Consider the following 17,801-nt stretch of genomic DNA (forward strand, 5'->3'; position numbering starts at 1 on the left):
AAAATAAGCATTTCAAAAATTTTTTTACACCAGATGTATATTATTCTCGGAATCTGTTCAGAATGATTGCTGAGGTGATGATACAATGAGAGAGGAAGAAAAGAAACGGACTTCTCAAAATTCAAATTGGCAACGCTTAATGAAAAAGCGTTGGGTGTTCCCAGCAATCTATCTTGGGTGCGCAGCAATCATTTTGACAGCGGTTTTAATGTTCCAAGCAGGTAATGACACAGAGGTTCCAGGTAACAATGCAGAAGGGCAAGGACCTAATACTTCTTACGGCGATCAAGAATCCGTCGAAGTAAACAGCCCGGTTGAAAACTTTGTAATGCCGGTAACAGATGTGAACTCATCTTTGATCCAAAAGCCATTCTGGGATGAAAATGGATCCAAAGAAGAGCAAGAAGCTGCTTTCATTGAGTACAATGGAAGATACCAACCAAACACAGGTATCGATATCGTAATGAAAGACGGCGAAACGTTCGAAGTAGTCGCATCCCTAAGTGGAACTGTAACGCATGTTGAAAATGATCCATTACTAGGAAATGTCGTTGAAATCGAGCATTTAGATGGTGTGAAAACAGTCTACCAATCACTGACTGATGTAAAAGTGAAAGTCAATGACTTTGTAGAGCAAGGCGACACTATCGCAAAAGCGGGTACAAACCAACTGAACAAAGACTCTGTCCATGTTCACTTTGAAATCCGCAAAGACAATGTAGCAGTCAATCCAATCAGCTTTTTTAACAAACCAGTCACTTCCCTATTAGAGGAAGAAGGACAAGCTTCTGAAGAAGGAAGCGAGCCAGCTGGTGAGCAAGAAAAAGAAGAAACTCCTGCAGAAGGCGAAGACAAGCCTGAAGAAGGAGAAGACAAAGACGGCGACGAAGGCTCTTCTGATGAAGAACAAGAAGAATCTGTTAGCTATCTAACATAATACAAAGTCTCATTTGTAAAATAAATGCTAGAACGATAAACTCTATTGACCCAAAGAGCAGCTTACAAACGGGAAGAGCTTCCCGGAAAGCTGCTCTTTTTCTATTCAATTTTTTTTGCTACTTTCCACCCCACCTAGGAATAAAACCAAGCCTACCTGGGTATACTAACAATACCGATACACAAACAACACAACAGCGCACAAAATCAGAGAATGTCTCAACCGCCAAACGTAGGTACCGTTTGGCGGTATTTTTATGTCCACTAATAAGTGGACATAAAAAAATTTCAAAAAGGGGTCAGACCCCGGCAGGAATTTCTCCCTCCATCACGAATACAACCAAAGTAAGGAAATGTGTCGGAATTTGGCGGACGAAAAGGGGTCTGACCCTCAAAGGATTTCCACCATCACCGTCGAAGCATCTCTCTGCACCACCAACCCCATCTCCCACCCAAACCACCCACACGCATCCAAAATCCCACCCCCGAAAGGAGCACCACCCACTATGCCACGAAACCCAAGAATCTGGTTCCCAGGAGCCAAGTACCACGTCACCACAAGAGGAAACCGCCGCAGCATCATCTTCTTTGAGCCCAAGGACTACCAAACCTACAAGCGCATCCTCTTCGAAACGAAACTCAAATACCCGTTCAAACTGCATGCCTACTGCCTCATGACCAACCACACCCACCTGCTCATCGAAACCGAAACCACCCACATCAGCCTGATCATGCAAAAAATTAACACCAAATACGCCCAGTACATCAACAGCAAATACCGACTCACCGGCCACCTCCTAGAAGGAAGGTTCAAATCCAGTCTCATCCATGATATCGACTACCTGATTGACGTCAGCAAATACATCCACCTCAACCCAGTCGCCGCCCAAATGGTCCACAACCCCGAAGACTACCCATACAGCAGCTACAGACAATACTACTATAACAACCATCACGACCCACTCGTCACCACAACCGATATCCTAAATTACTTCTCCACCACCCACCACGAAGGCTCCTACCGACAATACGTCAACACCCCGAATACTAAAATCCATTTCACCCCCACCAACAAAGTAAAATTTCTTATTTTGAAAAAATAAAGAAAATTAAGTATAATAGAAAATAATTCGCATAACGAAATAATAGGGGGATCAACACATGACACTTAAACTCGACTATCTCAACAACCCATATCCATCACAGCGCAACACGGTATTCGCCAAAAATGGCATGGTTGCGACATCTCAACCACTAGCCGCACAAGCTGGCCTCGATATTATGAAAAAGGGAGGGAACGCCATCGACGCGGCCATCGCCACCGCGGCCTGCCTGACCGTCGTGGAACCAACCTCAAACGGAATCGGCGGCGACGCATTCGCCCTCGTCTGGACAAAAGGGGAGCTCCATGGACTGAACGCAAGCGGACCTGCACCAAAATCCATCTCGATAGAAGCGGTAAAAGAAAGAGGCCATGACACCATGCCGAAAATGGGGCTCATTCCAGTGACCGTTCCCGGAGCACCATCCGCCTGGGCAGAGCTATCCAAGAAGTTTGGCAAACTACCACTCTCAGAAGTGCTGCAACCAGCCATCGACTACGCGGAAAAAGGCTACCCAATCTCGCCAACACTCGGCAAGTACTGGAAGGGCGCCTATAACGCTTGTAAAAAATTCTGCACGAGCGAAGAATTCACTCACTGGTTCGAAACCTTCGCCCCAGAAGGTCGTGCACCTGAAATCGGTGAGGTTTGGTCCTCTAAAGGCCATGCCGACACCTTAAGACAAATCGGGGAAACAAACGGAGAAGCTTTCTACCGTGGAGAATTAGCCCACAAGATCGCTGATTTCTCCAAACAGCACAAAGGCTTCCTTACATATGACGACCTTGCAGCCTACCAACCGGAATGGGTGCAGCCGATCAAGGTCAACTATCGCGGCTATGACGTCTGGGAGATCCCACCGAACGGCCAGGGAATCGTCGCCCTCATGGCACTTAACATGCTAAAAGAAGACACCTTCACGGAGCGCGACAGTCTCGAAACCTATCACAAACAAATCGAGGCAATGAAACTGGCATTCGCTGACGCCAAGAAATACGTCTCAGATACAACGACCATGACCCACACAGCAGAAGAATTGCTCTCTAGTTCCTTTGCAAAAGAAAGAAGAAGCCTCATCACAGATACGGCACTCACGCCAGAGCCAGGAACCCCGCCAAAAGGAGGAACCGTCTATTTGGCCACTGCCGATGGGGAAGGGAATATGGTATCCTTTATCCAGAGCAACTACATGGGATTCGGATCAGGTGTCGTCGTACCAGGAACCGGAATCGGTCTGCAAAACAGGGGGCATGACTTCTCCCTCGACCCGGAACACGAAAACGCGCTGGCACCAGGGAAGAAGACATACCACACAATCATCCCTGGCTTCCTGACAAAAGACAACGAAGCCGTCGGACCATTCGGCGTCATGGGAGGCTACATGCAGCCACAAGGACACATGCAAGTCGTCATGAACACCGTCGACTTCCACCTGAACCCGCAGGCTGCTCTGGACGCACCAAGATGGCAGTGGATGGAAGGCAAAACCGTACACGTCGAGCACCACTTCCCGCAACACCTGGCCCAAGCACTCCAACGCAAAGGCCACAACATCCAAATCACACTCGACGGAGGCAGCTTCGGCCGCGGCCAAATCATCTGGCGCGACCCACAAACCGGCACCCTCACCGGCGGCACCGAACCAAGAACCGACGGCTGCATCGCATCTTGGTAAAGCGGTAAAGGAGTAAAAGGGGTCTGACCCTCACTCCATTAAAGTATTAAACAACTAAAAAGGGTCTGACCCTCATCAAAGGAGGAAACCACCACACCATGAAGCAATGGGACTTATTCATCGCATTCTTCCGTGTCGGGATGCTGGGCTATGGCGGAGGTCCGTCCAGCATTCCACTTGTACATAAAGAGGTAGTGGGCAAGTACAAATGGCTATCTGATGACGATTTCTCGGATATACTCGCACTCGCCAACACCCTGCCCGGACCGATCAACACCAAGATGGCCGGCTATATCGGCTACCGCGTGGGGGGCTATACTGGCATGATGAACGCTGTATTAGCCTCTACCATCCCGACCATTATACTCATGATCGTCCTGCTCACCACCCTCACAAGTTTTAAAGACCAAGGGTGGGTGCAAGGCATGACCAAAGCAGTCCTGCCAGTCGTGGGCGTCCTGCTCGCCGTCCTGACCTGGGACTTTCTATCAAAATCACAAAAGGGGCTTGGCTGGACAGCAGCGATCCTGTTAATCCTAGCTAGTTTCCTATTCATCGAGATTCTCGGCATCCATCCAGGAATCGTCATTGCCCTGCTACTTGCAGCGGCTGTCCTGAAAAAAGACAAACCAAAACCAGAAAAAGGAGGGACCCCATCATGATCTATTGGGAGATTTTCCTCGCCTTTTTCATACCAGGCATACTCGGGTACGGGGGAGGCCCCGCTTCCATCCCGCTCGTTGAGAACGAAGTCGTCCACCGCTATGGATGGCTGACCGTCTCCGAATTCAGTGAGGTCCTCGCTCTCGGAAACGCCCTGCCAGGACCGATCGCAACCAAAATGGCCGGCTACATCGGCTACGAGCAAGCAGGAATCCTAGGCGCGGCCGTTGGCGTATTCGCCACCGTCGCTCCATCCCTGATCTTGATGGTCGCCCTCATGAGCCTGTTATACAAGTTCAGAGATTCACCAAAAGTAAAAAGAATGTCCAACTACGTGCGACCAACCATCGCACTCCTACTAGGAGTCATGGCCTACCGCTTCTTCGCCGAATCCTACCAAGATTCCGGAGCAGCCCAAACCATCCTCCTCATCATAGCCAGCTACCTCCTCCTAGAAAAATGGAAAGTCCACCCCGCCTACGTCATCGGCGGCGCGCTGGTCTATGGCGCATTAATACTTTAAATAACTAAAAGGGGTCTGACCCTCACTGCTCTAAAGCACTAAAGCTCAGACCCCACACCCACCCAAAAAAGGAGCATCCACCAATGAAAACCAAAACCCTACTTCTAACAGGTTTCGTACCATTCTTAAAATTCACCATCAACCCAACCGAGCAAATAGCAAACGAACTCGACCAGCAAACCATCGGCCACTACAAGATTCATAGCCGCATTCTACCTGTCGATTTCCATCAATCCGCCACCCAACTGCTCCACCACATCTACGAAATAAAGCCAGACGCCATCATCTCCCTAGGCCTTGCCGCCGGTCGCGCCCACATCACACCCGAGCGGATCGCCATCAACTGCAAGGACGCAGGTGGCGCACCGGACAACAACGGCGTCATCCACCAGGACGAACCTATCGACCAATCAGGGCCGGCAGCATACTTTTCCACCCTGCCAATTCGAGCCATGGTCAACCATCTGACAGAAAACCACTATCCTGCCAAAGTATCCAACACCGCAGGAACCTATCTGTGCAACAACGTCATGTACGCGGCACTGCACCACCTAAAGAACGATCAAACAAACATCCCTGCCGGCTTCATCCACATCCCGGCCTCACACGAACTGTCCGTCCAGCTCGCAAATACACCAAGCTGGTCCCAGCAAGACCTCACAAACGCAATAAAACTATGCATCGAAACTTTAAATTAATCCACCAAAAAAAGGACCCTCACACCTACCACGTGTCAGGGTCCTTCACGTTCCAAACCAAAACCAAACCAAGCCAAATCACCACTAAATTCCATCCCACTGTCATAAGACAAATCCATTCCGAAATAGGGTAAGAGGTAGAATCCATCCAACAAGGAGGCAACACAACGTTGAAAAGACAACTCTGCCTGTTTACCCTTCTATTCGTCATGCTGCTGTCAGCCTGCTCAAGCACCGACTCGGAAAAAGACGACCTCATAAACTATATAAATACCGAACTGCCAAAGGTAGCTGACTTGGAATTTGAAGCGATCGACTCCTACAGCAGCGTCTCCGGCCAAAACTATACAGATGACTGGACCATGTACGAAATCATCGACACCATCACCATACCAGCCTACGAGGAATTCATCACCGAGCTAGAAAATATCCGCCCAAAATCTGAAGCCGTCAGGGAAATCCATGAAATCTATATCGAAGGCAGCAACTCCCAGCTCCAAGGCTTCAAAATGATCCGGGTCGCCCTCGAACAACAGGACTACGATAAAGTATTTGAAGCAAACGAGCACCTAGACAAAGGCCGCACCAAAATACGCCAATTCCAAACCAAACTCGAAGACCTCATGCATGAACACGGGGTAGAGTACGAAGACGAAACACTATAAAACCCCCAAACCCAACCGAGCAGCACTGCTCGGTCATTTTTATTGAACCGTCCTCTCTCATTAATTTACAAAAACACGCAAAAAACCTGTATTCCTCAGGATAACGGAATACAGGTCATTGCAGATACCTCTTTCAATCTTTCACAAAAATCAACTTATACAGTTGAATAAGCACAAGCGGCATAAGTGCCAGAGCATAGACATAGCCGAACTGGGCAGAAGTTAGGGTGGCAACTTCAAAAAGTCCTTTTAAAGGATCAACCAGCAGAACAAGCTGCAAGAGTGCGATGCCTATGACGACTGCCCCTATCAAGTAGAGGTTTGAAAACAATCCAACTTTGAATATCGACTGCCTGGAACGTGCGTTGAAGCCATGAAACAGTCGGGCAAGACATAGTGTGGAAAAAGCCATGGTACTGGCTGTCAGAGGGTCGTCCATGGTTAGTCCGATATGAAACGCAATAAGGGTGGCCATGGCAATCAGGAAACCTTCACTAAGGAGCCGGGCTGCAAACACTTTATTGAGAAGCGGGGTTTCCACATCCCTCGGTTTTTCATCCATCACTTTTTTATTATGAGGTTCAAGTCCAATCGCAATCGCCGGCAGGCTGTCTGTCAGCAAATTGATGAACAGCAGATGCACGGGCGCAAATGGAACAGGCAATCCGCCTATAGCAGCATATAGAACAGATAGAATTCCTGCGGTGTTACCGGCAAGCAGGAACCGGATGGAATTTTTGATGTTGGCATAGATGCTTCTTCCATTGGCAATCGCCTTAACGATGGTGGAAAAGTTATCATCTGTCAAGACCATGGACGAGGCATCCTTGGCCACTTCCGTTCCTGTGATTCCCATGGCGATACCAATGTTCGCCTGTTTTAATGCAGGACCATCATTGACTCCGTCGCCGGTCATGGCAACGATATTCCCTTTTTCCTGCCAGGCTCGGACAATTCGTATTTTATGCTCTGGAGATACTCGTGCATAGACGGAAATGTCCTCCACCATGCCTTTTAAGTCCTCGTCACTTATCTTTTCGAGCTCAAATCCTTCAATCGCTTTATCGCCATCTCTGAAAATCCCGATCTCCTTTGCTATCGCAGAAGCGGTTACTTTATGGTCGCCTGTGATCATCACCGGTTTGATGCCTGCTGAAATGCATCGTTCGACCGCTTCCTTAGACTCCGCACGGGGAGGATCCATCATGGCAGTCAATCCGACAAAGATTAAGTCATGTTCATCCTTTGTCGAGATATTCTCATAATTCTCCACCTCTTTATAAGCAAACGCCAGCACACGCAGTCCGCTTTCCGAAAAGGAATGATTCACTTCCTCGATTTTCTTCCTGTCCTCTTCTGAAAAATTGGATATGCCATCTGAAGTTTCTATTTTCACCACCCTATCCATTAATACATCGACGGCACCCTTAGTAATCAGTACCTGTTTGGAATCTAGGGTATGGACAGTACTCATCAGCTTTCTGTCAGAATCAAATGGAACTTCCTTCAGTCTAGGGTAGGATCTTCTTGTTTCCATTTCGTCCAATTTATAAATTTCTTCCCCAAAATCCACCAAGGCTATCTCGGTGGGATCTCCAATTTCCTTATCCTTGGTGGTCTCAGCATCGTTACACAAAAGCTGCATAAGAAGGAATTTTTCATGCAGCGTCTGGTCCAGCCTCAATTTGTCATGCTCATGGATTTCTGAATCCAGAAACACTTTCTGCACGGTCATTTTATTTTGTGTCAGTGTCCCGGTCTTATCTGAACAAATGACAGAGATGCTTCCAAGGCTTTCTACTGCATGAAGTTTTCGAATAATGGCATTTTCCTTTGCCATCTTTTGTGTGCCAAACGCAAGCACGATTGTCACGATGGAGCTTAATGCTTCCGGTATGGCAGCGACTGCCAGGGCAACGGCGAACATGAATGAGTCAATCAGTGTCCGTCCCCGAATGATATCAATCGCAAAAATAAGAACAGCAATGATGATAATAGCAATGGCAAGCTTTTTTCCGAAATTATCAAGGTTCATCTGAAGCGGCGTTTTCTTCTCTTTAGCATTTTCCATCAAGTTGGCGATTTTACCGATTTCCGTTTTCTGTCCGATTTCAGTAACCACAATGACAGCTCTTCCATATGTAACAAAGCTGCCGGAGAATACCATATTCGTCTTATCACCAATGGAAACATCGTCCTCATTAATCGGATCAAGGGTTTTAAGAACACTGATGGATTCACCGGTCAAGGAGCTTTCATTTACCTGAAGGCTATGGGTTTCGATGATTCTGCCATCCGCACTTATGTAATCCCCTGCATCCAGGTAAAGTATATCTCCAACCACGACTTCCTTGGATGGTATTTCAATTTTATCTCCATTTCTTAAAACTTTGGCAGTGGGCGAGGACAAGTTTTTCAGGCTCTTTAGCGATTGCTCCGCTTTTACATGCTGAACGGTTCCAAGAATGGCATTGATGATAACCACGACCACGATTACGATGGTGCTTTCGAATTTCCCTAAAAAGGCAGATAGTAAAGCTGCTACTATAAGAATAATGACAAGAAAATCCTTGAACTGTTCCATAAAGACCTGAAAGGTGCTTTTTCGCTGTTCTTCTCCAAGTTCATTAAAACCATACTGCTCCTGTCTTTTTTTCACTTCCGAATCAGTAAGGCCATCCTTTGTAACCTCAATAGTCTTCATCACTTCTTCAAAGGGTAACTTATAGAATTTATCCATATATAGCTCCTTTCTTAACAGACTTCTACTGTCTATACCCGAACTTTATTCACTACATACTATTCCTTAAAAAAATACTGTTATACACGTATGAAAATGGTGTAAACGAGACACTTTCTACCGATGTTCAAAGTTCAATCACCTCCGTAATCACATTAGTTGTACTAATACACGATCAAAAAAACTTCTCGAAAAATGTAGAACTCTCTTTGGAAATTAACAGTTGACTTCAAACAACCCTTATACCATAATCTAATTATTAGAATTATTATAAAATTCTGTTTTAATACAGAATAACCCCAAGCCAAAAAGGAGGGAGATTCGACACAAAAGCTTAAGCGCTTACAAAAGGAGAGAACCAAACAATGCTTTTATTCTATCTATTCCTAATCATCACCATCACAAGCATCTTCCTGGCAATCAAAAAACAAAGACCCATACTACTCTCAGTCCCAATAGCAGCCCTATTCACCTACGCCGTCGTGGAAATCGCCCTAGTACCGGCGCCCTTCCTCGACACCGTCAAATTCATCTTCAGCCTTAGGTAACAAAAAATTTTTTCAAAAAAGGGGTCAGACCCCTACAGGAATTTCAACACCAACGTCGAAACCCCAACACCAACAAATTTCAAAGGAGGCAAACCCTTGAAGAAAATCGAAAAATCCGTTGCGGATGCCTATTTTAGAGAGAAAAATAAATACATCCTAATTTATTTGGCTATCTGGCTTGGCGTATCGTTTGGCATCGTCCTGTTCGCTGAATCGCTGCAATTCACCATTTTCGGAGGCTTCCCATTCCACTACTATATGGGCGCCCAAGGCTCCATCATCACCTTCATCATCCTGCTCTTTGTCAATGCCAAAGTGAGCGACAAAATCGACGCAAAATACGGCATCGACGAAAAAGCCAACGAAGTCCTTAGCGCTGGTAAAACATTTGATCACTAATAAACCAACCCACATCCAAGACTCTCACACCTAACCATTCATACCCGAAAATCTCACAACCGAGATTTTCGCCCAAACACACACACTCACACCAAGACTCTCACAAATAACCAACAACACAACCAAACACACAAATAAAATAACACGAAACCCAAAGGGGGACCCACGATTGGATAACCAGTTTCTCGTCTCACTCACACTGATCCTGATCACATTCGGACTCTATATCGGAATCGCCATCTACAACAAGGCGCGCCAAACCTCCGACTTCTACGTAGCAGGCCGCGGCGTACCACCAGTATTTAACGGAATGGCCATCGGCGCCGACTGGATGAGTGCGGCGTCATTCATCGGGATGGCCGGAACCATCATGCTACTCGGCTATGACGGACTAGCATACATAATGGGTTGGACAGGCGGTTACCTGCTCCTGACCTTCCTCCTAGCACCACAACTCCGAAAATACGGCCGCTACACTGTACCTGAGTTCATTGGCGACCGTTTTGACAGCCATACCGCCCGCGTCATCGCGGCCATCTGTACCATCATCATCAGTTTCACCTACTCCATCGGCCAGCTTTCCGGCTCCGGAGTGGTAATCGGCCGCTTACTGGAAGTGGACGCAAGAATCGGAACCATGATCGGGGTTGTCCTGATCGCATTCTACGCTGCATTCGGTGGTATGAAGGGGATCACCTGGACACAGGTGGCACAATACATCATCCTGATCATCGCCTACCTGATCCCGGTTATTTTCATGTCCCTGCAACTAACAAACAACCCATTGCCATGGCTATCCTACGGGCAAATCGTCCAAACAATGGGGGAACTCGACCGGGAACTCGGAGTATCCGAATACTTTGCACCATTCACCAACGGCACCAAATGGCAGTTCATGGCCCTCATGTTCACACTCATGGCCGGAACCGCAGGACTGCCACACGTAATCGTCCGTTTCTACACTGTCTCTACTATGAAAGCAGCTCGCTGGTCAGGCGCATGGGCCCTACTTTTCATCGGCCTACTTTACCTATCTGCACCGGCATACGCAGCATTCTCCCGTTTCATCCTGATGAGACGTGTAGCGGGACAACCTATCGACCAGCTACCAGCCTGGACAGAATCCTGGGTGAACACAGGCAAACTGCAAGTCGCTGACACAAACGGAGACGGCATCCTTCAATGGAACGAACTTATCATCGCAAACGATATCGTCGTTATGGCCACACCAGAAATCGCCAACCTTGGCGTCTTCATCATTGGACTCGTAGCGGCAGGCGCTATGGCAGCAGCACTTTCCACAGCAGGTGGACTGATGATCGCCATTTCGTCCTCATTTGCACATGACATCTACTATCGTGTCATGAGACCGAATGCAACCGACAAAAACCGCCTCATGGTCGGCCGTGTCACCATCGTCACAGCAACCGTCCTTGCGGGTCTTGTAGCGCTTAACCCACCAGGGGCCATCACACAGATCGTCGCATGGGCCTTCGCGCTCGCATCCGGAACCTTCTTCCCGTCACTCCTCCTTGGAGTATGGTGGAAGCGTGCAAACGCACAAGGTGTCATCGCCGGAATGCTCGTGGGACTAGGTGTCACCCTTTCCTACATCTTTGCGGCAAAATACGGCGGCTTCACCATCCTTGGCATCATCGACACAGGAGCAGGTGTCTTCGGAGCGGCAGCAGCCATCATCACGATCGTCGTCGTATCCTTAAGAACGAAAGCACCATCACAAAAAATCCAAGACGAAGTTGTCGACCTTCGTTATCCGGAACAAATGTCCTACAAAAATGGGGACGTCTGGATCGACAAATAAACCAAATAGCAGGGAGGGGCAGTGCACACCGCATTGCTCCTCTTTCCTGCAAAAAAAGGAGCCACCAACATGTTGCACCTACTAACCAAAAACTTGACTCAAGACCAAGCAACCCAAATAGAAAACCAATGCCAAACCTTCCATTACAATCAAAACGACATCATCCTCCACGCCAACGAAAACAGAGAAGGCATCTTTCTTGTGCTCTCCGGCATGGCAGAAGTCTACATCCCATCCCAAAAATCCCAAGACGAAGTCCTTGAAATCATCAAACCGAACGAACTCATCGGCCTGTCCAACCTCCACCATTTCCTCACCACCAATTTTCCTCAAACCCAACAACCAGACCCAACCACACCCCTATACCCGGATCAGCTCCCAGGTCAGCCGACACAACACAATCCGACCCTGATCCAAGTCCGCGCCATCGACGATACAGAAGCGCTTTTCATTCCCTATACGGTGCTAAAAGAAAGATGGAGCGAACCTGCCCTCCGAGACTACCTATTAGACCAGATCAGCTCCCGACTTCATGATGTCTATCACTCACTCGCCGAGCAAATTAACATGAGCACCACCATGGGCCCGACCGCAGACCCGACCATCCTCCGGGTCCAAGACATCATGCAAGCGAACCAAGCAACCATCCAAGCAAAAACAACCGACACCATCCAATCCGTCGCTGAAAAACTATCTAAAAAAAGCAGCACAACCGCCGCCGTCATCCTAGACAACGAAAATATCAAAGGCATCGTCACCATGCACGACTTCGTCAACAGAGTCATCACAAATGGCAAAAGCACCCAAGGTCAAGTCCAAAACATCATGACTCAAAACCCGATCACTATCCAAAGGACCGCCTATTACTACGAAGCACTCACCACCATGCTTCTAAACGGCATCAAACACCTACCAGTTACAAGCGAAAAGAACCAATTGGCGGGACTCGTCACCCTGACAGACCTACTGCAAGCCAAACAACCGACAACCATGCTCCAAAACACAGAAACACTCAAATCAGCCACCAAAGAAGAACTACCCCAGATCAAACAGCAACTATACGCTACACTTACCACCATGCTACAACAACAAGTACCGATCCTGACAACACTTGAAGTCATGAACACACTTTACGATCAACTCATCAATCGTTGTATCGAGCTTTCCGTAAAAGAAATGCCAACCGCACCACCTACAAAATTCTGTTTCTACCTCATGGGAAGCGGAGCCAGAAAGGAACAATTCCTCCTCACCGACCAGGATCATTTCCTCGTCTACGAGAACCAGCCAGACCTAGACAATCAACCAAACAGCACCACCCATAGCGGCCATATCGCCACGCGATACTTCGCCGATCTATCACAAAAAATTGTCGAAAACTTAGAACTTGCCGGCTACAAAAGGTGCACAGGCGATATGATGGCATCCAACCCAATCTGGCGCGGTACACTTGAGGAGTGGGGGTCCCGCATCCATGAATGGACACTAAAGTCCACCAATGACCGCCTGCTCCTAGCCCAGAACTTCTTTTCATATCGCCATATAGCGGGCGACGATACACTAAACCAGCAGTTCCAACAAACAGTTACCGATTCACTCGACCGAGCCAAAATATTTCTATACAGACTCTCCCAGCTAGAACGGGAAAACCCAATTCCAACCTTAGAGCAACCAATCCGATCCATGTTCCGCCGCAACAAAAAGCAACTTGACCTAAAAAAAGAAGTCCTGTTCCCATACCATCACAGCCTGCAAATACTCGCACTCATGCACGGCATCACCTATGGGACACCAATCGAAAAGATAGAACAACTCCATCAAAAAAAGATCCTCTCAGAAAATTTTCAAAAGGATCTCAAAGCATCAATCAGTACCATACTCAACTATTACGTTCGAAACCGGCATCAACAGCATCAAAACGGAGAGGAGCTCACATCAACCTTAATGCTGACAACCCTCACCACCCGTGAAAAAGAAGAACTCATGCTCAGCATCCGTCTCATCAAGGAGCTCCAAAGCCATATGCTTTCCTACTATTAACCAGCAAGAAGGAGGTACCTACAAAATATGTTCCCTTTCGCAAAAAAACATTATTTCCCGAGCAATTTAGCAGAAAACATACCGCTTTCCACACCTGTCGACAAACTCGAATTCACTGTATTCGATACGGAAACGACTGGCTTCAACGTGGCAAAAGAAGACAGACTCATAGAACTTGGCGCCGTTAAAATAAAGAACCTGCAAGTCATAGAAGACAGCACATACCAAACCTATATCAACCCATATCGACAAATTCCTCGGGAAATTACGGAGCTTACTGGTATAACACAAGAACAGACAGAGGAAGCACCTACAGCGTTGATGGCAATTGAAGATCTGAGGGATTTCGCGGCTGGACAGTCCGCTTGCTTTGTCGGTCACTACATAGCCTTTGATATGCAAGCGATACAGGCAGAATTAAAACGACACAATTTGACCTGGAAAAACCCTAAAGCCATTGATACGCTCAACCTTATCGGCTATATCGCCCCTAGCTACGACATGCGCGATCTTGAAAAATACGCCAGGGACTTCGGTACAAGAATCTACCAACGCCACTCAGCCCTAGGCGACGCGCTAACCACCGCATTCCTGTTCACCGAGCTGCTTCAAATCTGCCATGAGCGGGGAATTAAGACATGGGGGGATCTGATGAATATTGGGAGGAGCTAAAGAAGAAGTCAATATAAAAAACCCGTCACTCAGACGGGTTGAACCTTAAACATCAAACTCCAAGCGATCCCTCACTCCAGGCCAATCCGAATCAGCCAGCCACACAATCACCTTATGCCGACCAGGCTGCAGATTCTTAAGAGGGATATCAAAGCTAAGTTCCTGCCCGGCCTCCACCATAATCTCCTCATAAATCATTGTGAACATCTTGCCTTCTGAAAATTGCTCAACCCGTGTTCCATCCCGATATAAAATATAGTCATATCGCTGGCCGCTACGGAAGGTCACTTTTTCATTGGAGCCGCCAGTGTTTTCAACGACAAAATGCAACATAACAGAATTCGGCCCGCTTTCAGAATACGTCAACTTTGCTTCCAAACCCATGCTCCAACACTCCCATCCCAATCATATCCTTTACTAACAATATTCGACGTAAAAGGGGGTATACCTCTAAATAGATTAAAACCTCTTCCTCAAATACCTCATAATCCTGCGTTTAAGATCTCTCTGAATCAACGACCGCACGAGACTCAATAACATATTTTGCACAGGTCACCCTCCATTCCTTCATACAATAATTATAGCAAACATCATACTTCCGTCCGGCATAAAGGGTTTTTATCAAGTAAATCGAGTAAATTTCAAAAAAATCAAACAAAACCCTTGTCCCTCTTGACATTATTGGCATAAACAACCAACCAAGCTAATAAACTGATACAAACCAAACATACAAAGAGAGTGTTTGAGGTGAGGGATCGTAGATTGTCTCGAAGAATTACACCAGCCATCCTACTTTTGTTTTATATACAACTCTAATTATATGCACTTCGTTACATCGAAATAAGCGGGTCTCATTTCACACTTCTCAACATCCACAATTTAGGGAGGGCGAGTGGTGTGCACGATTACATCAAAGAGAGAACTATCAAGATTGGAAAGTATATCGTGGAGACGAAGAAAACAGTTCGCGTGATTGCGAAAGAATTTGGCGTTTCCAAAAGTACTGTCCATAAGGACTTGACCGAAAGACTGCCGGAGATCAACCCAGACTTAGCGAATGAAGTGAAAACAATCCTTGATTACCATAAATCCATCAGGCATTTACGGGGCGGCGAAGCAACCAAGATGAAGTACAAGAAGGAAGAGGAAACGGTAAAATAATCATGGGTACCAGAGCGAAGAGAAAGTGACTTTGTTCTGGTATTTTATTTATTGCATGTTATCCGATATGTCCGTATAGTTTCAAATAAATAAAGAAATAGATGAAAGAAAGAATAAGTCCTGCAATTCCCATCCAATAGTTTTTTTCTTTGAAAGAATTGAACTTTACAAGTCCAATTATGTTTATAATTATTCCAGCTATAGGGATGATACCAATGAATGCTAAAAAAACTGATGCTAATCCCAATATAAACCCAGTCGTTAAGTATCCATTGTTTTTTTTGACCCCCGTGGAATGATCTAGAGAAAAATTACTGTTTAAAATTTTAGAAGAGGTGGGTGAAATGAGACCTCCAACTCTGACTTGAAAAGTCTGACCCTTATCATCTGTTACCAAATAGTTTTTTTCATCAATTATTGTAACTTGTTCAACAGCGCTATCATATCTAAATCGTACGTGCTCCATTATTTCCTGTGTATCCCGTTCACTCACTAAGTGTGAGGTTAGGGTAATGGATTTAAAATCGAATGAACATTCCCCACAGAAATTAAAATCATTATGTCGTTCTGTACCACATTTCGGACAATATTTCATAATTACACTCCTGAATAGAAAATTAAATACATGAATTGTTAATTCAGAAAAATTATATCATTTATCTAGTAGTTTTAAAGGTGCATAATATAACACGATACTATTCGACAAATTTCTTAAAAAAATGACAGGAAACTACTGTTAAATTCCCCCTTAATTTTGTAAAATGTGATAGAATATACAATTAGGACTAAAGATAGTGTTCAAAAGCATTTCATAACAATCAACGAACATTCACATAAAAGTCGCCAACGCAACAAAACGCATTACAACACAGCCAAAAAAATCATTTAACAAAAAAAGCAACCCACAAAGCAAGGAGGAAAAAAGTAAGATGTTTGCAAGGGATATTGGAATTGACCTGGGTACGGCGAACGTACTCATCCACGTAAAAGGGAAAGGCATCGTCCTAAACGAGCCATCCGTAGTCGCACTAGACACTAACACAGGAAAAGTATTAGCGGTAGGGGAAGAAGCACGTAAAATGGTTGGGCGTACGCCTGGTAACATCGTAGCGATGCGTCCCCTAAAAGATGGAGTCATCGCAGACTTCGAAGTAACAGAAGCAATGCTCAAACACTTCATCAAAAAACTAAATGTAAAAGGCTTCCTATCTAAACCACGCATCCTCATCTGCTGCCCAACGAACATCACATCCGTTGAGCAAAAAGCGATCAGAGAAGCGGCAGAAAAGAGCGGCGGTAAAAAAATCTACTTAGAAGAAGAGCCAAAAGTGGCGGCAATCGGAGCGGGAATGGACATCTTCCAACCTAGCGGTAACATGGTAGTCGACATCGGAGGTGGAACAACAGATGTAGCCGTCCTATCCATGGGCGACATCGTAACGGCATCATCTATTAAAATGGCCGGCGACAAATTCGACGCCGAAATCCTTCAGTACATTAAAAAGAAATACAAGCTTCTGATCGGTGAACGCACAGCAGAAAACATCAAGATCGAAATCGCAACCGTATTCCCAGGCGGCCGTAACGAGTCCATCGATATCCGCGGACGCGACATGGTTAGCGGACTTCCACAGACCATCACCGTGAAATCTGATGAGATCGAAGAAGCACTAAGAGAATCCGTACAAATAATTGTCCAGGCAGCAAAAAGCGTCCTGGAACGCACACCACCTGAGCTATCAGCAGACATCATCGACCGCGGTGTCATCCTGACAGGTGGAGGAGCACTCCTACACGGAATGGACCAACTTCTGGCAGAAGAACTGAAAGTACCAGTCCTGGTGGCGGAACAACCAATGGACTGTGTAGCAATAGGAACAGGCATCATGCTTGACCACATCGATCGTTTACCAAGCAAGAGCTTTGCCTAAACAACATACTTACACTAAAAAAGAACAACCACCATTGGTTGTTCTTTTTTTACACCTATAAACCAAAAGAATCAAACGTTCCTTTGAAACTAAAACTTTCAACCTAAAATTATTACTAATATTGTAATTTTAAAACAAATATATACAAACCTATATTCCCAAACTAGTAATTTAGAAGTATAATAGATTTTGCGTTAAAAGTATACATTATTTGTAAGTGGAGGT

At 46.2% G+C, this 17,801-nt stretch carries 16 protein-coding genes; 13 read left to right on the top strand and 3 right to left on the bottom strand.

Features of this window, described 5'->3' with window-relative positions:
* Positions 1-85: 85 nt before the first annotated feature.
* The 7 genes from EKQ44_RS06830 (at position 86) to EKQ44_RS06860 (ending at position 6,263) form a co-directional block, all read left to right on the top strand.
* Positions 86-937: a M23 family metallopeptidase gene (locus tag EKQ44_RS06830; RefSeq protein ID WP_237662809.1), complete on the top strand. Its 852-nt coding sequence runs from the start codon at positions 86-88 to the stop codon at positions 935-937.
* 505 nt (positions 938-1,442) lie between these two features.
* Positions 1,443-2,039, top strand: a complete 597-nt coding sequence (locus EKQ44_RS06835; protein ID WP_237662810.1) for a transposase — start codon at positions 1,443-1,445, stop codon at positions 2,037-2,039.
* 58 nt (positions 2,040-2,097) lie between these two features.
* On the top strand, positions 2,098-3,714 hold the full coding sequence (locus tag EKQ44_RS06840; protein ID WP_237662811.1) for a gamma-glutamyltransferase family protein: 1,617 nt from the start codon (positions 2,098-2,100) through the stop codon (positions 3,712-3,714).
* Positions 3,715-3,812: 98 nt separating this feature from the next.
* Positions 3,813-4,376, top strand: coding sequence for a chromate transporter (locus EKQ44_RS06845; RefSeq protein ID WP_237662812.1), 564 nt, complete (start codon positions 3,813-3,815; stop codon positions 4,374-4,376).
* Positions 4,373-4,900 (top strand): chromate transporter, encoded by a 528-nt coding sequence (locus tag EKQ44_RS06850; RefSeq protein WP_237662813.1) that lies wholly within the window; start codon positions 4,373-4,375, stop codon positions 4,898-4,900. The genes EKQ44_RS06845 and EKQ44_RS06850 overlap by 4 nt, the downstream gene beginning before the upstream one ends.
* A gap of 83 nt (positions 4,901-4,983) precedes the next feature.
* On the top strand, positions 4,984-5,598 hold the full coding sequence (pcp, locus tag EKQ44_RS06855; RefSeq protein WP_237662814.1) for a pyroglutamyl-peptidase I: 615 nt from the start codon (positions 4,984-4,986) through the stop codon (positions 5,596-5,598).
* A gap of 170 nt (positions 5,599-5,768) precedes the next feature.
* Positions 5,769-6,263 (top strand): hypothetical protein, encoded by a 495-nt coding sequence (locus tag EKQ44_RS06860; protein WP_237662815.1) that lies wholly within the window; start codon positions 5,769-5,771, stop codon positions 6,261-6,263.
* Positions 6,264-6,396: 133 nt separating this feature from the next.
* Here EKQ44_RS06860 and EKQ44_RS06865 read toward each other — a convergent pair whose 3' ends face one another.
* Complete coding sequence (locus EKQ44_RS06865; protein WP_237662816.1) at positions 6,397-9,003, bottom strand: calcium-translocating P-type ATPase, PMCA-type; 2,607 nt, start codon at positions 9,001-9,003, stop codon at positions 6,397-6,399.
* A gap of 644 nt (positions 9,004-9,647) precedes the next feature.
* Between EKQ44_RS06865 and EKQ44_RS06870 the strand changes: the two genes are divergently transcribed.
* The 4 genes from EKQ44_RS06870 (at position 9,648) to EKQ44_RS06885 (ending at position 14,484) form a co-directional block, all read left to right on the top strand.
* A complete protein-coding gene (locus EKQ44_RS06870; RefSeq protein WP_237662817.1) occupies positions 9,648-9,950 on the top strand; it encodes a DUF4212 domain-containing protein in 303 nt (100 codons plus the stop codon).
* Between the two features lie 169 nt (positions 9,951-10,119).
* The gene (locus EKQ44_RS06875) at positions 10,120-11,772 is read left to right on the top strand and encodes a sodium:solute symporter family protein (RefSeq protein ID WP_237662818.1); all 1,653 of its coding nucleotides are present in this window, start codon (positions 10,120-10,122) and stop codon (positions 11,770-11,772) included.
* 69 nt (positions 11,773-11,841) lie between these two features.
* On the top strand, positions 11,842-13,812 hold the full coding sequence (locus EKQ44_RS06880; RefSeq protein WP_237662819.1) for a DUF294 nucleotidyltransferase-like domain-containing protein: 1,971 nt from the start codon (positions 11,842-11,844) through the stop codon (positions 13,810-13,812).
* 27 nt (positions 13,813-13,839) lie between these two features.
* Complete coding sequence (locus tag EKQ44_RS06885; protein WP_237662820.1) at positions 13,840-14,484, top strand: 3'-5' exonuclease; 645 nt, start codon at positions 13,840-13,842, stop codon at positions 14,482-14,484.
* 45 nt (positions 14,485-14,529) lie between these two features.
* Here EKQ44_RS06885 and EKQ44_RS06890 read toward each other — a convergent pair whose 3' ends face one another.
* On the bottom strand, positions 14,530-14,868 hold the full coding sequence (locus EKQ44_RS06890) for a BsuPI-related putative proteinase inhibitor (protein ID WP_237662821.1): 339 nt from the start codon (positions 14,866-14,868) through the stop codon (positions 14,530-14,532).
* 513 nt (positions 14,869-15,381) lie between these two features.
* Here EKQ44_RS06890 and spoIIID point away from each other — a divergent pair.
* A complete protein-coding gene (gene spoIIID, locus EKQ44_RS06895) occupies positions 15,382-15,645 on the top strand; it encodes a sporulation transcriptional regulator SpoIIID (RefSeq protein WP_063559319.1) in 264 nt (87 codons plus the stop codon).
* A gap of 58 nt (positions 15,646-15,703) precedes the next feature.
* Here spoIIID and EKQ44_RS06900 read toward each other — a convergent pair whose 3' ends face one another.
* The gene (locus EKQ44_RS06900) at positions 15,704-16,240 is read right to left on the bottom strand and encodes a zinc ribbon domain-containing protein (RefSeq protein ID WP_237662822.1); all 537 of its coding nucleotides are present in this window, start codon (positions 16,238-16,240) and stop codon (positions 15,704-15,706) included.
* Positions 16,241-16,574: 334 nt separating this feature from the next.
* Here EKQ44_RS06900 and mreB point away from each other — a divergent pair, with 334 nt between their 5' ends.
* On the top strand, positions 16,575-17,576 hold the full coding sequence (mreB, locus tag EKQ44_RS06905; protein ID WP_237662823.1) for a rod shape-determining protein: 1,002 nt from the start codon (positions 16,575-16,577) through the stop codon (positions 17,574-17,576).
* Positions 17,577-17,801: the final 225 nt, after the last annotated feature.

The organism is Sutcliffiella horikoshii (genome assembly GCF_021991925.1).
Classification (GTDB): Bacteria; Bacillota; Bacilli; order Bacillales; family Bacillaceae_I; genus Sutcliffiella_A; species Sutcliffiella_A horikoshii_F.